General features: G+C 64.5%; 10 protein-coding genes and 2 tRNA genes. 11 read left to right on the top strand and 1 reads right to left on the bottom strand.

All coding sequences use genetic code 11. The features are described from left to right. The first annotated feature begins 21 nt into the window (after positions 1-21). The 9 genes from ACZYZ4_RS05235 to ACZYZ4_RS05195 all read left to right on the top strand — a co-directional run bounded on the left by ACZYZ4_RS05235 (position 22) and on the right by ACZYZ4_RS05195 (position 10,925). Positions 22-846 (top strand): hypothetical protein, encoded by an 825-nt coding sequence (locus ACZYZ4_RS05235; RefSeq protein ID WP_463858817.1) that lies wholly within the window; start codon positions 22-24, stop codon positions 844-846. A 115-nt stretch (positions 847-961) separates the two neighbouring features. Continuing rightward, positions 962-1,702, top strand: a complete 741-nt coding sequence (locus ACZYZ4_RS05230) for a class F sortase (RefSeq protein ID WP_498049676.1) — start codon at positions 962-964, stop codon at positions 1,700-1,702. A gap of 43 nt (positions 1,703-1,745) precedes the next feature. After that, the gene (locus ACZYZ4_RS05225; RefSeq protein WP_463858813.1) at positions 1,746-2,798 is read left to right on the top strand and encodes a 3-isopropylmalate dehydrogenase; all 1,053 of its coding nucleotides are present in this window, start codon (positions 1,746-1,748) and stop codon (positions 2,796-2,798) included. Positions 2,799-2,909: 111 nt separating this feature from the next. Then, positions 2,910-4,022 carry a branched-chain amino acid aminotransferase gene (locus tag ACZYZ4_RS05220; protein WP_463858811.1) on the top strand — a complete coding sequence of 371 codons (1,113 nt, stop codon included), beginning with the start codon at positions 2,910-2,912 and terminating at the stop codon, positions 4,020-4,022. 292 nt (positions 4,023-4,314) lie between these two features. Further along, on the top strand, positions 4,315-5,112 hold the full coding sequence (locus ACZYZ4_RS05215; RefSeq protein WP_463858809.1) for an MBL fold metallo-hydrolase: 798 nt from the start codon (positions 4,315-4,317) through the stop codon (positions 5,110-5,112). Between the two features lie 56 nt (positions 5,113-5,168). Beyond that, positions 5,169-5,945 carry a fumarylacetoacetate hydrolase family protein gene (locus tag ACZYZ4_RS05210; protein WP_463858807.1) on the top strand — a complete coding sequence of 259 codons (777 nt, stop codon included), beginning with the start codon at positions 5,169-5,171 and terminating at the stop codon, positions 5,943-5,945. Positions 5,946-5,965: 20 nt separating this feature from the next. After that, on the top strand, positions 5,966-7,480 hold the full coding sequence (gltX, locus tag ACZYZ4_RS05205; protein WP_463858805.1) for a glutamate--tRNA ligase: 1,515 nt from the start codon (positions 5,966-5,968) through the stop codon (positions 7,478-7,480). Then, positions 7,480-8,217: an HAD family hydrolase gene (locus ACZYZ4_RS05200; RefSeq protein ID WP_463858803.1), complete on the top strand. Its 738-nt coding sequence runs from the start codon at positions 7,480-7,482 to the stop codon at positions 8,215-8,217. Before gltX ends, ACZYZ4_RS05200 begins: the two co-directional genes overlap by 1 nt. 344 nt (positions 8,218-8,561) lie before the next feature. After that, entirely contained in the window at positions 8,562-10,925 is a 2,364-nt protein-coding gene (locus ACZYZ4_RS05195; RefSeq protein ID WP_463858801.1) for a heparinase II/III domain-containing protein, read from the top strand. Positions 10,926-10,997: 72 nt separating this feature from the next. On the opposite strand, the gene ACZYZ4_RS05190 is transcribed toward ACZYZ4_RS05195, so the two are convergent. Continuing rightward, positions 10,998-12,392, bottom strand: a complete 1,395-nt coding sequence (locus tag ACZYZ4_RS05190) for a hypothetical protein (RefSeq protein WP_463858799.1) — start codon at positions 12,390-12,392, stop codon at positions 10,998-11,000. 295 nt (positions 12,393-12,687) lie between these two features. Between ACZYZ4_RS05190 and ACZYZ4_RS05185 the strand changes: the two genes are divergently transcribed. Further along, a tRNA-Gln gene (locus ACZYZ4_RS05185) sits at positions 12,688-12,759 on the top strand. A 143-nt stretch (positions 12,760-12,902) separates the two neighbouring features. After that, positions 12,903-12,978 (top strand) — tRNA-Glu (locus ACZYZ4_RS05180). Positions 12,979-13,157 lie beyond the last annotated feature (179 nt).

Genomic DNA, 13,157 nt, shown 5'->3' with positions numbered 1-13,157 from the left:
AGATAATGGACGGAGACGGAAATGAAACGGATCCTTGCCGCACTAGGTGTCATGGGCCTTGCACTATTGGGGGCCACGACACCGGCGATCGCATCGCCAGATAGCGAAGAGAAGATCACCCTTTGCCACGCCACCGGCTCGGCAACCAACCCGTATGTGCCAGTGACAATCGACCTGCACGGGCTCAACGGCCACGTAGGCCACCAGCACGACGAAGACATCATTCCGGCCAATGAGGGCAACATTCTCCCCGGAGGCCAGAATCTTGACATGGTCGACATCTGGAGTGCCGGCTGCGCGGCACCCGGCGAGCCGCCGAACGGCAATGGCGGCCACAAGATCACCATCTGCCACGCCACCGGCTCCACCACCAACCCCTTTGAGGAAATCACAGTGGACCTGCATGCGCTGAACGGCCACGCCGGCTCCGGTCACCAGAACGGTGAGGACATCATCCCGCCGAACAGCGGCACCATCGTGCCGGGCGGCCAGAACTGGACGGCCGAAGGCCAGGCCACCTTTGAACACGGCTGTGTTCCCACCAAGGTACCGCCAGTCGTCCCACCAGTCGTCCCACCAGTCGTTCCGCCAGTAGTGCCGCCGGGAGTGACGCCAGTTGTGCCGGGTAATCCCACTGGGGCAGTTGTCGGAACGCCTGCGGGTCGAGGTGCCGTAGCTGCCAACAACCCTGGCTTCAATGTCCAGACTGCAGTGGCAGGTTCGACTGACCTTGCGGTTGCCCCCTGGGCCGCTGGCATCGTCGTGATGCTGCTCGCTGCAGCGGGGGTAGCCGCCCGCAAGACTCTGTCGGCAAGCGGTCCAGCGTCCCGGCCTCGGAAGGAATGACGCCGGCTACTGGCGCCCGCAGGGGCGCTGTTTGAATCACCGGCAGGCGCCGTGGCCGCAAGGGCACGGCGCCTGCCGGCCAACCGGGTAAGTCCGACTGACCTGCGGGGTAACCATGGACAGCGATCATTCATCGGAATCAACTTCGTCCCAGGATCAGGCAGGCCGTTTGCCCGAAGCCGGGCGGGGAAGGCTCTTCAGCGCCAAAAGTATCGTGTTCATTGCGCTCTGTGGCGTGCTGGCCTACCTGGCGTTCGCGTTTCTCCCGCTGCTGGCCGGGCCGGGGACTTCCCCGGCGGTGACCGGGGTTGCTGTGCACCAGACGGCACCGGCTCAAGCATCACCCACGCGCGCACCCTCGGCGGCCACGAGCGTCCCGGTCCCTGCCGGTCCGGCGGCGTCGCCACCCCAGAGGCTGATATACCCGGCCGCAGACATCGATGTGGCGGTACATCCGCTCGAACCCACCGGCGAGGACCAGACCACCCGGACCATCGTGCCGCCCCCCACCGTGGACGGCTACTGGCTGGCGCCCTACGGCGTGCCCGGAGCCGGCTCGGTCAACACCACCTACATCGCCGGCCATAGCTGGTTGGACAGAGACGCGCCGTTCAACCGGCTCAGTACCCATGCGGCAGCAGGGGACAGGCTGACAGTGGCCACTGCCACGGGCGAAGTGGCCTACCGGGTGGATTCAGTGACCACCTACGTCAAGTCCGGCCTCAAGGACAGCCCCATCTGGCAAGTGGCACCCAACAGGCTGGTCCTCATTTCCTGTTACACCGATGATTTCTGGGGCACCAACGTGGTGGTGGTGGCCTCGCCGGAGGACCCACTCCACCGTCTCAACAAATGAGACTGATTGTCCGGCATGCGGATGATCTTAATATTCTTGGAGCATGAGCGCATCCACGATCAATCTCGCTGTCATTCCCGGTGACGGCATTGGCCCAGAGGTCATTGCCGAGGCACTGAAAGTCCTTGAAAAGGCCGTCGCCGCTGAAGGCGTTGTCCTCGAGCAGACCCACTACAAGCTCGGAGCCGAGCACTGGCTGGCCACCGGCGAGACCCTTCCGGATGAGGTCCTCGCCGACTTGCGGACGCGGGACGCGATCCTCTTCGGCGCGGTAGGTGCCGCCCCCGGCGATACCCGGATTCCGTCCGGCATCATCGAGCGGGAGATGCTGCTCAAGCTCCGCTTCAGCCTGGACCACTACGTCAACCTGCGGCCGTCGCGGCTGTACGGAACGGTCGGCAGCCCGCTGGCCAATCCCGGCATCATCGATTTTATCGTTGTCCGGGAAGGAACCGAGGGGCCCTACGTGGGCAACGGCGGGTCCCTTCGCACCGGCACGCCCCACGAGGTGGCCACCGAGGTCTCACTGAACACGGCATATGGCGTGGAGCGCGTTGTCCGCGACGCTTTCCGCCGCGCCAGCGCCCGGGAACGCAAGCATGTGACCCTGGTGCACAAGCACAACGTCCTGGTTTACGCCGGACACCTGTGGAAGCGCACCGTCGAGGCGGTGGCCCAGGAATTCCCCGAGGTCACCCACGATTACCTGCACGTTGATGCGGCCACCATTTTTATGGTCACCAACCCGTCCCGCTTCGACGTCATTGTCACTGACAACCTCTTCGGCGACATCCTGACTGACCTGGCTGCAGCCATCACCGGCGGCATCGGCCTGGCGGCGTCAGGCAACATCAACATGGACCGCACCGCTCCGTCCATGTTCGAACCCGTCCACGGCTCTGCCCCGGATATCGCTGGCCAGCAGAAGGCAGATCCCACCGCGGCCATTCTGTCTGCGGTGCTCCTGCTGGACCACCTCGGCTACACCGCCGCGGCCCGCAGGATCGAAGCTGCGGTGGTCGCCGACGTCGAAACCCGCGACGGCGGCGCCCGCAGCACCAGCGCCGTCGGGGATGCCATCGCTGCAGCGCTCTAGGCCGGGCCTGGAGGTCCTGCCAACGGGCGTAAGCTTGTTTCGAATCACCAAATGCTGCCCTGCGGTTCAGTGCTGAACCACATTCACAAGGCAGCCGATCGTGGAGGAACCATGACTCAGACCGCCCATGGCGTCGAATTTAACCAGCAGCTCTCGGCAACCCCGAAGTCAGCTGAAGAGCGTGCAGCCGTCCTGGCAAACCCGGGATTTGGCAATTACTTCACCGACCACACCGCCGTCGTCGACTACAGCGTGGACGAGCAAGGCGAGGGTGGCTGGCACAACGCGCGCGTTGAGGCGTACGGACCCATCTCCCTGGATCCGTCTGCCGCGGTGCTGCACTACGGCCAGGAGATCTTCGAAGGCCTCAAGGCCTACCGCCACGCTGACGGCTCAATCTGGACCTTCCGTCCGGAGGCGAATGCGGCCCGCCTGAACAAGTCGGCGCGACGCCTTGCACTTCCGGAACTGCCCGAGGAATACTTCCTCGGTGCCATCCGGGAACTGGTGCAGGCGGACAAGGAATGGGTTCCCGCCGGTGACGGCGAGGCCCTGTACCTTCGCCCGTTCATGATCGCCACCGAGGCGTTCCTGGGTGTCCGGGCCGCGCGTGAGGTGTCCTTCCGGGTGATCGCATCACCCGCCGGCAACTACTTCGGCGGCGAGCTCAAGCCGGTGTCCATCTGGATCTCCCGCGAGTACGCCCGCGCAGGCCGCGGCGGCACCGGTGCGGCCAAGTGTGGCGGCAACTACGCCGCCTCCCTGATCGCCCAGCAGGAAGCCGAAGCGAACGGCTGCAAGCAAGTGCTGTTCCTGGACCACTTCAACGATGACGCCGTGGAAGAGCTCGGCGGCATGAACGTTTTCTTCGTTATGAAGGACGGCTCACTGGCCACTCCCGCGCTGAGCGGAACCATCCTGGAAGGCGTGACCCGCTCCTCCGTGATGCAGGTTGCCAAGGACATGGGCCGCGAGGTGACGGAGCGCAAGATCACCCTTGACGAATGGCGTGACGGCGTGGCATCCGGCCAGATCACCGAGGTCTTTGCCTGCGGCACCGCAGCGGTGATCACCCCGATCGGTGTCCTCAAGGACACCACCGAATTCATCGGCTCCGAGGACGCGAAGGCGGGGGAGACCACCATGGCCATCCGCGAACAGCTCCTCGGCATCCAGACCGGAACGGTGCCGGATACCCACGGCTGGCTGACCCGCCTGGCCTAGGTGGCAGGCAACGCACGCAGGAAATGACGACGGCGGTTGGCCGGCACTGTGGGAAGTTCAACACAGCGCCGGGCAACCGCCGTCGTCCGTTAATGGGTCTTCCTTTTACTTTGAGGCGGGTCCTCAGCGGCGGGTAGCCTTCCGGGCAGCATTCTTGAGGGCCTTGCGGGAGACCGGTTTCAGGGTGCTGATCGTTACCGGAAATCCTCGGCGACACCGTCCACCGCCTCGCTCCAGTCGGTGGTCTCACGGAACTTCTGCCACGTGGGAGGCCTGATGCGAAGATGGTGCAGTGAACTCCACCTCGAGCGGCTCTCTCCATACCTGCAGCCCACTGACGGCTTTCTTCCTGGCACCCAACCCCGGGCCCATGAGCCTGGACGGCACCAATTCGTACGTGATCTCTGCCCCCGGAGCCAATACATCCGTGGTGGTGGATCCGGGCCCCGCGGACGAAGACCACCTCCGCCGCCTCGCGGACGTAGGCTCCGTGGAAGTCATTCTCGTGACGCACCGGCACACCGACCACACTGCAGGCTCCCTGCGGCTCCATGAGCTCACCGGCGCCCCGGTCCGTGCGGCCGACCCCCGGCACTGCCACGGCGGGGGCGAGCCCCTGCAGGACGGTGAAACCATCCGGGCGGCCGGAGTGACGGTCCAGGTCCTGGCCACGCCTGGCCACACCTCCGATTCCGTCTGCTTTCACCTTCCCGACGACGGCCAGCACGGTTCCGTACTGACCGGCGACACCATCCTGGGCCGCGGCACAACGATGCTGGACTACCCGGACGGCAGGCTGGGGGACTACCTCGAGTCCCTGGACCGGCTTGAAGCCCTTGGCCAGGCCACCGTCCTGCCGGCCCACGGGCCGGTGCTGCCCTCCCTGGAGGCCATCACCAGCGCCTACCGCGAGCACCGGCACGAGCGGCTGGCGCAGATCCGCGCAGCGCTGGTCCGGATCGGCGGGAACGCTACGGTGGCGGACGTGGCAGACGCCGTGTACGCCGACGTCGAACCTTCCGTCCGGCGGGCGGCCGAAATGTCGGTTGCCGCGCAGCTTGACTACCTGCGTGGGCAGTCTGACGCCTGACAGCAAGACGTGACGCAACGGCAGGGGTGGCCGCTCAAGACGGTAGGCTAGCAACCATGCGTATTGCCAGGTTTGTAGTCGATTCTGATCCCCTCTACGGCGTTGTTGAAGGCGGGCCCGGCAGTGAGGAAATCACTGTCATCAACGGCGACCCCTTCTTCAACGGGGTGGAGCGCACCCACGTCAAGCACAAGCTCGAAGACGTCCGGCTCCTGGCGCCGATCATTCCCCGCAGCAAGGTGATCGGCGTGGGCCGCAACTTCGCCGAGCACGCGGCCGAGCTGGGCAACGAAGTCCCGCAGCAGCCGCTGCTGTTCCTGAAGCCGAACACCTCCGTCATCGGCCCCGGCGACCCCATTGTGCTGCCGGAATTCTCCGAGGAAGTTTCGTTCGAGGCCGAGCTGTGTGTGGTCATCGGCCGGATCTGCAAGGACGTCCCGGAAGATCGCGTCGACGACGTCATCTTCGGCTATACCTGCGGCAACGACCTCACCGCCCGCGATGTCCAGAAAACGGACCTGCAGTGGGCCCGGGCCAAGGGCTTCGACACCTCGGCACCCCTCGGGCCCTGGATCGAGACCGAGCTGGACACCGAAGACCTGGCCATCAAGGGCTGGCTCAACGGCGAACTGCGCCAGGACGGCAGCACCAGCCAGATGATCCGCGGCGTCCGCGAAATCGTCTCCATCGTTTCCCGGGCTTTCACCCTGCTCCCCGGGGACGTCATCATGACCGGTACGCCGGCCGGCGTCGACCTCGTCACCGCGGGGGACCGCTACGACGTGGAGATCGAGGGCATCGGTCGCCTGTCCAACCCGGTGGTCCGCCGCTGACGGGTAAAGTTGGAACCACTATGACTACTGCCTCCGCGCTGAACCCTGCCGCCATCCCGTCCGTCACTGCCGATACCCCGGTCCGGGTGCGGTTCTGCCCGTCACCCACGGGCACCCCGCACGTGGGCCTGATCCGCACGGCGCTGTTCAACTGGGCCTATGCCCGGCACACCAAGGGCACGCTGGTCTTCCGCATTGAGGACACGGACTCGGCGCGGGACAGCGAGGAAAGCTACCACCAGCTGCTGGACGCGCTGAAGTGGCTGGGCATCACCTGGGACGAGGGGGTCGAGGTGGGAGGCCCGCACGAGCCCTACCGCCAGTCCCAGCGCAGCGACATCTATCAGGATGTCATCGCGCGGCTGAAGGCCGGCGGCCACATTTACGAGTCCTACTCCACGCCGGATGAAATCGAAGCCCGCCACCGTGCGGCCAGCCGGGACCCCAAGCTGGGCTATGACGGCTTTGACCGGCACATCACCGAGGAACAGCTGGCCCAGTACAAGGCCGAAGGCCGCCAGGCTGTCTTGCGCCTGCGGATGCCGGACGAGGACCTGACGTTCACGGACCTTGTCCGCGGTGAGATCACGTTCAAGGCCGGCTCCGTGCCGGACTTCGCGGTGGTCCGTGCCAACGGCGCGCCGCTGTACACGCTGGTGAACCCGGTGGACGATGCCCTGATGGGAATCACGCACGTGCTGCGAGGCGAAGACCTGCTCAGCTCCACGCCCCGCCAGATCGCCCTGTACCGCGCCCTCTATGCCATTGGCGTTGCGGAGTACATGCCCGAATTCGGCCACCTTCCCTACGTCATGGGCCAGGGCAACAAGAAGCTCTCCAAGCGCGATCCCGAATCCAGCCTGTTCCTGCACCGGGAGCGCGGCTTTGTTCCTGAAGGCCTTCTGAACTACCTGTCCCTGCTGGGCTGGTCGCTGAGCGCCGACGAGGACATCTTCACCGTCGAGCAGCTGGTGGAGCACTTCGATATCCACGATGTGCTGGCCAACCCGGCACGTTTTGACATCAAGAAGGCAGAAGCCATCAACGGCACCCACGTCCGGATGCTCGAGACCGCCGATTTCCGTGTGCGCCTGGTGCCGTACCTCCGGGCCGCGGACCTGGTAGGGGAGATCCTCACAGACAGGGAAGAAGAGATCCTCACCGAGGCTGCACCCCTCGTCCAGGAGCGGATCACCCTGCTGGGGGAGGCCCCGGAGATGCTTGCCTTCCTGTTCAAGGCCGACAACGCGATCGACGTCGCCGATGATGCCCGCAAGGGGCTGCCCGCCAACCTGACCGAAGTCCTGGACGCAGCGCTTGCGGCCCTCGAGCCTGTCCAGGACTGGAACCCGGAGAACATCCAGACGGCCCTGAAGCAGGCCCTCGTGGAGGACCTCGAGATGAAACCGCGGCTGGCCTTCGGTCCCGTCCGCACCGCCATCTCCGGGCGCCGGATCTCCCCGCCGCTCTTCGAATCCATGGTGATCCTGGGCAAGGACTCGTCCCTGAGCCGGCTCCGCACCTTCCGCGGCTGATGTCTACCACCGGCACCACGGCTGGCGGCGTCCTGAGCACACGCTTCGGGACCATCCGGGGCGTCCTGTTCGACATCGACGACACCCTGGTGGATCTTGAATACGCCATGACCACCGCCCTGCGCGAGGTCAGCGAGCACCTCCTGCCCGGTCTGGACCAGACCGGGTGGGAGCGTTTCGGCAGGATCTTCACGCACGAGACCACGCACTACTACGACAGGTACCTGGCGGGGGAGCTGACCTTCAACGACCAGCGCCTCCTCCGGGGACGCGCCGCCCTGGGGCACTTCGGGGTGGATCTTGCCGACGGCGAAGAATCGCACCGGTGGCTTTCGGCCTACGGGCGGCTGCAGCCCACCTATGTGCGGGCCTTCGCGGACGTGCTGCCGCTCCTGGACCTGCTGGATGCAGCCGGCATCCCCTACGGTGCCGTCAGTAACAACGTGCACGACTACCAGCGGGCCAAGCTCGACGGCGCCGGCCTGGAGCGCGTCATGCGCCTGGTTGGCACGGACACCGTAGGGGTGGCCAAGCCTGAGCCCGCCATCTACCTCGAAGGCGTCCGCCTGCTGGGGACTGCCCCGGAAGAGACCCTCTATGTGGGGGACAACAGGATGCTGGACGCAGAAGGTTCGACGGCGGCAGGCCTTGTAGGCGTCTGGCTCAACAGAGTGGGGGAGCCGGCACCGGATTTCTCCGGCCACGAGGTCAGCTCGCTGGGGCAGCTGCTGGGCTGACTTTGGCGCTGGGACTGACCGCCAGCCGGCTCTCCATTCAACTGCCTGGTTGCTTTGCGCAGGTGGTGCCGATTTTCCCCTGAGTACACATTGACGCGCACTCAGTGCTGCCCATTGCGCTATTCGCGTACCTGACACTCGTGCGGCTTCATCCGCTACTTCATAGGATCGAAATTCCTAGGGATGCAGTAAACGCAGTTGTCGTCGTGGACAGATTTATTGTCTGCGGGTTTTTATTATCGAGCGGCCGTCATTGTCCGCATTGATTCCTGTCAATGCTCAATGAGCCGTCCCCTATTGTGCCCTGACACCTGCGCCTTTCTGTCCTGGGGTTGGCCCGTCCGTTGACCCTGAACCGCACTGGTGTCCGGGGGGTTTCGATGTACGAGCAGTCATCTAAAAATCAACGAGAAAGCCGTGGCACAGGCAGAATCTCACGATTTCGCAGCCGTTCCGTTCGCACTATTGTGCGGATCAGTTTGGAGACCGGCCTGGCGGCGGGCATGGTGCTGGTTATTGCCATTTCGGGCCTACTTGCGCCTCCGGCATTCGCTGCGACGCTGAGCGAGCAGCGTGCTGCGTTGCGGCAGGCCCAGTATTCTGCGGCACAGGATTATGTTGATTCGCGTGACTATGTTCCGAAGTTGGCGCGGGCCAACGGGCTTGTGATCAAGGGAGCCATTGCATCGGGGCTGGAGCTGCTCAAAGTTGTGGGCGGCCAGCTGACGGCAGCATCTACGCAGAGTTCAATGGATGCCGTTGCAGTGAAGATGAAGGCTGAGGTGCTCCGTGCGGCAACGGTAAAGAAGGGCGGACAACAGCTCATTGTGCTGAAGGACTTGCGGGCAAAGCAGCAACTGGTAGCGACGACTGCCCTCGCGGACCTGACGGCGGGCAAGATCACAGCGTCGACGTATGAGGCGCAAAAAGCGCGCACCAGTGGTTTCAGCACACAGCTCTCGGCCGACACCTCCAGACAGCTGGGAGCGGTGGGGCAGGCTGTGCCCGCGCCGGCACTTGCATCACCTACCTACGTGGCGGCTCTGGAACAGGGGACAGGGAGCATTCCGGCGGTATCGGGCCTGATTGGATTTGCTGGCGGCTGTGCATTGCCAGCGGCACCGCCCGCCTTCAGGCCCGCGCTCCCGACCGACGGTCCAGGCGTCGCAACCAACCAGCAGATCTTGCGAGATTCCCTTGCAGGTGCCTCAGCGGACACTGCTACTGGGGCTGTTCACCGGCAGCTGCTTCGCGCGGCAGTGAACGAGGCGGGCGTGGAGTTGAGTCTGGATCAATTGCGATCGGCGTATGTGCTGCGTACTCCCCGGCTGGCGTATGGATGGTTGTCCGGAAACGACGCCAAGGCCCGGGATGTGCTGGGAGCGGACACTCAGCGCATCCTGCTGGCCGGTCCGGAGGGAATGAGTACCTTGGCCTCGTCCCATCTGTTGCTGGCGGCGTCGAGTGCCGCTGACTGGGTGAAGCTGACGGGCCTGGACGAAACGGTACTAGTACGGTGGCTGGGGCCGCAGACGTGCCTGTTCGAGGACCGCGATACTTGGGTTAAGGGGCCGACGAATCTGGGGGCGATTCACAACGCGGCCAACTTCACGGCGGCGGCAGTCTTCCTGAAAGCATGGCCGGAAATGGCGGCGGCCCTGGCGCAGGAATCACTGAAGTCAATCCAGCCGGCGCTGAAGATGATCACAGCGGACGGCGGGACCCAGGAGGGTCCGGGATACTGGACCTACCAGAGCCGGGCGATTGCGGTCCTGTATTCGACGCTCCCCAACGCATACGTCAGTCTGCCGGTGGCAATGCCCTCTCTGGAGAAGGTCTCCGACTATGCCCTGAACAGCACAGGACCGGATGGCAGGCCGAGTCCGTTCGCGGACGCAGAGCCGAAGGAGCTAAGCGGACTGATGCCGGCGTGGGACGCCCGAGTGCGAGGCGACGCCTCCGTGGCGGCATGGGTGGCCGGTCGCTTCGCGCAGAAGCCCGACGCCTACCTTATGTGGTGGCGGATTGCGCCGGGGTCCCTCCCGGCCAAACAGTCCACCGTCTATCCTCACACCGGCTTTGCCGCCATTCATATACCTGGCAGCACTGCAACGCTAAAGGGCGGCTCAAACGCCGCAAACCACGCCCACATGGACCTTGGAACCGTCTCTTTCTTCAGAAAGGGCATCGAATGGTCAGTTGACCCCGGCATGATGTTGCCGGCTGGACCGGGGTATTACTCCGCGAGCCAGCGGATGTCGTACTGGAAGCCGACAACCGCAGCGCACTCAACACTTGCCTTCGAAGGCACAAACCAGCCGAGCACGGCTGTCGGCACTATCAAGCGCATCTCTTCCAGGTCAGCTGATGTGGATATGCGGCAGGCCCTGCCTGGAACCACGGTGGCGACGCGGACAGTCGAGCATGGAACAACCAGCATGACCATTACAGATGCCGTCAGGAACACCACTGCGCGAAGTATGACCTGGCAATGGATCACGGATGCGAGCGTGAGCTTAGGGACGAACCGCGCAGTTCTGCGGCGGGACGGGCAAAGCATCACCATCCGTCTTGACGGCGTCCCGGCCGGTTCCACTCTGACGGCTGTACCTGCTCCCGATACGGGCTCCGCTGGCCAACCACTGACTATCCTCAAGCTGTCGATGCCGAACGTGACGAGTCTGAATCTTGTGGCTTCGGCCTACTAGCCGGACTGTGCCCGGAGGCCGTCTTGCCGCCGAAAGCTCTCCGCCCGGAACCGGACTCCGAGGGCAATACTCTTAGCTGTCGTCCTGCAGCCTTCGCCGGTTCCACAGGACGATGTAGATGCCCACGGATCCGAACACGAGCACAGCAACCAGGCCGAGGGCAACGGCGGTATCCGACTTCCCCACCATGCTGGTGGGCGAGATGGCAGCTGCGCTGGAGTACAGGGTGTCCGTGCCATCCGCAATCCGGGCGTTTCCATCAGCAAGTTTCTCGGCCCCGGTCGCCAACTCTGTCGATCCGGAGGCCAGCTTGGTGTTGCCTGTGGCGAGCTCCGAAGCGCCGGCAGCCAGTGCCTGTGAGCCCTGGAGCAGGCCGGGGTTTCCGGGATCGGCCGGATCGCCCTTGATGCCGGCATTCAAAGCCAACGTGCCGTCCGCCAGCCGTGAGCTGCCCTGAGTGATCTTGGCCACGGCATTGATCAGGCCCGGGCGGTCGGCATTGCCGGGCACGCCGTCCATTCCCGTGCGGATCTGGGAGGTTCCGGCGGCCAGCAGTTCTGTAGCGAGCACAACGCCCGGGTTGTTGGGATCGCGGCTGTTGAGCTTTTCACCAAGCGTGGCGAAGCCGGCGGTAAGGCGCCCTGTTCCCGTATGCAGCTGTGCCGCTCCGTCATTGAGCTTCCCGGCGCCAGCCTGCAGTTGCTGCGCTCCGGCGTCGAGCTTGTGGGCCCCAGCGGTGATCTTGGCGATCTTGTCCTTGACAACGGACAGCGGCACCAGTCCCCGAAATGGGTCCGAGGCTGCCGCCTCCAGCTGCTCAAGGGCCTGCACCAAGGCTGCCGTGCCGGTACCTGCCTCGGGGGAGTTGTTCGCTCCCCGGTAGCCCTTCAGCTGGGCCGTTCCGGCGGCCAGCTCGCCGGTTCCGGAGGCCAGGCGGGCCGCACCGGCGTCCAGCGCCGTAGCGCCGTCCGCCAGGTTGTTCTCGGCGTTTCCGGTGGCCGTAGGCGTCAGTGCAGCGGCGAGCTGGGTGGCTCCGGCGGCGAGCTTCCGGGCACCATCGTCCACTTTGTAGACGCCGGGCGCGAGTTTGTTGTTGACGTCAGTCTCAATCTTGACGGCGCCAGCGACGAGCTGGTCGGCGCCGGCCTGCAGTTTTTCAGCGCCCGGGGCCAGCTTCTCGCTGACACCCAGAAAGACTTTGTCGGCGCCGGAGGAGAGCTTGCCGGCACCGGTGTCTGCCAAGCCCGCACCGGCCGCCAGCTGACCGGCGCCGTCCTTGAGCTGCTCAGCGCCAGCCGAGGCCTGGCCCGCGCCGTCCAGGAGTTTGGCCGATCCGTCGGTGATCCTGCCGGTGACCAGGGTGTAAAACGCAAACAGCGCAATAAGCATCAGGGCCAGGGCAGCAATAGTGAGTTGCTGTGCCCGGGTTCGGGTCTTGGTGGGCGCGGCGGCACGACTTTGTGTCACGGTGGGTCCTCTCGACGGTTTGCCAGCAGTGAAAGCTGCAGGCCACCCACCTGAACCAGGGTCGGCAGTCCGGACGCAAAATGAAATTCCGAAGTGCCTGCAGCAAAGGCAGAGGGTGGTTACTCTCGGGTAACTTACCGAGAGTAAACTTATTCCGAGTGATCTGGCAAGGGCTTCGGCGCTCAAGCCGTCGGCGCCGATTTGTGCCAGCCCAAAGTCTCGGGTAAAGTAATTTCTCGTGCTGAGGCGCACGGAGCGCGGCTTGAAGCCCGAAACTCCGGCCCGAAAGTATCATTGGGATATGGTGTAATTGGCAACACTACGGTTTCTGGTACCGTCATTCTAGGTTCGAGTCCTGGTATCCCAGCTCTGTTTGGTCGCAGGCTAACCGCGGCAAATCAGTGGTTTCAGGAGGGTTCGCCGATTTGAAACACGCGCTGAGTGTATGAAATACTCACTTAGCAAACCGGCCTGGCGCCGGGTGGAGGTGAAAACTTCCTGGAAGTACACGGCCCCATCGTATAGCGGCCTAGTACGCTGCCCTCTCACGGCGGTAACGCGGGTTCGAATCCCGCTGGGGTCACCAACGAACGGTCCCGGGCATCAGCCCGGGGCCGTTTTTCGTTGTGGAGCCCGCCCTGCCGGTAACAGGACAAAACTGGAGCCCGGTGGAAAAGCTACCGCAACTGGCATGATGATGCTGTGACCTCCTCAGACGGGCTTCGTCCCACGCAGCCTCCGCTGCCTGTCCGCGCACCGAAAACG

It is taken from the genome of Pseudarthrobacter adonitolis, from assembly GCF_055412845.1.
Note: the sequence above shows the minus strand (reverse complement) of the source record. Positions and strands in the feature narration are given on the sequence as shown.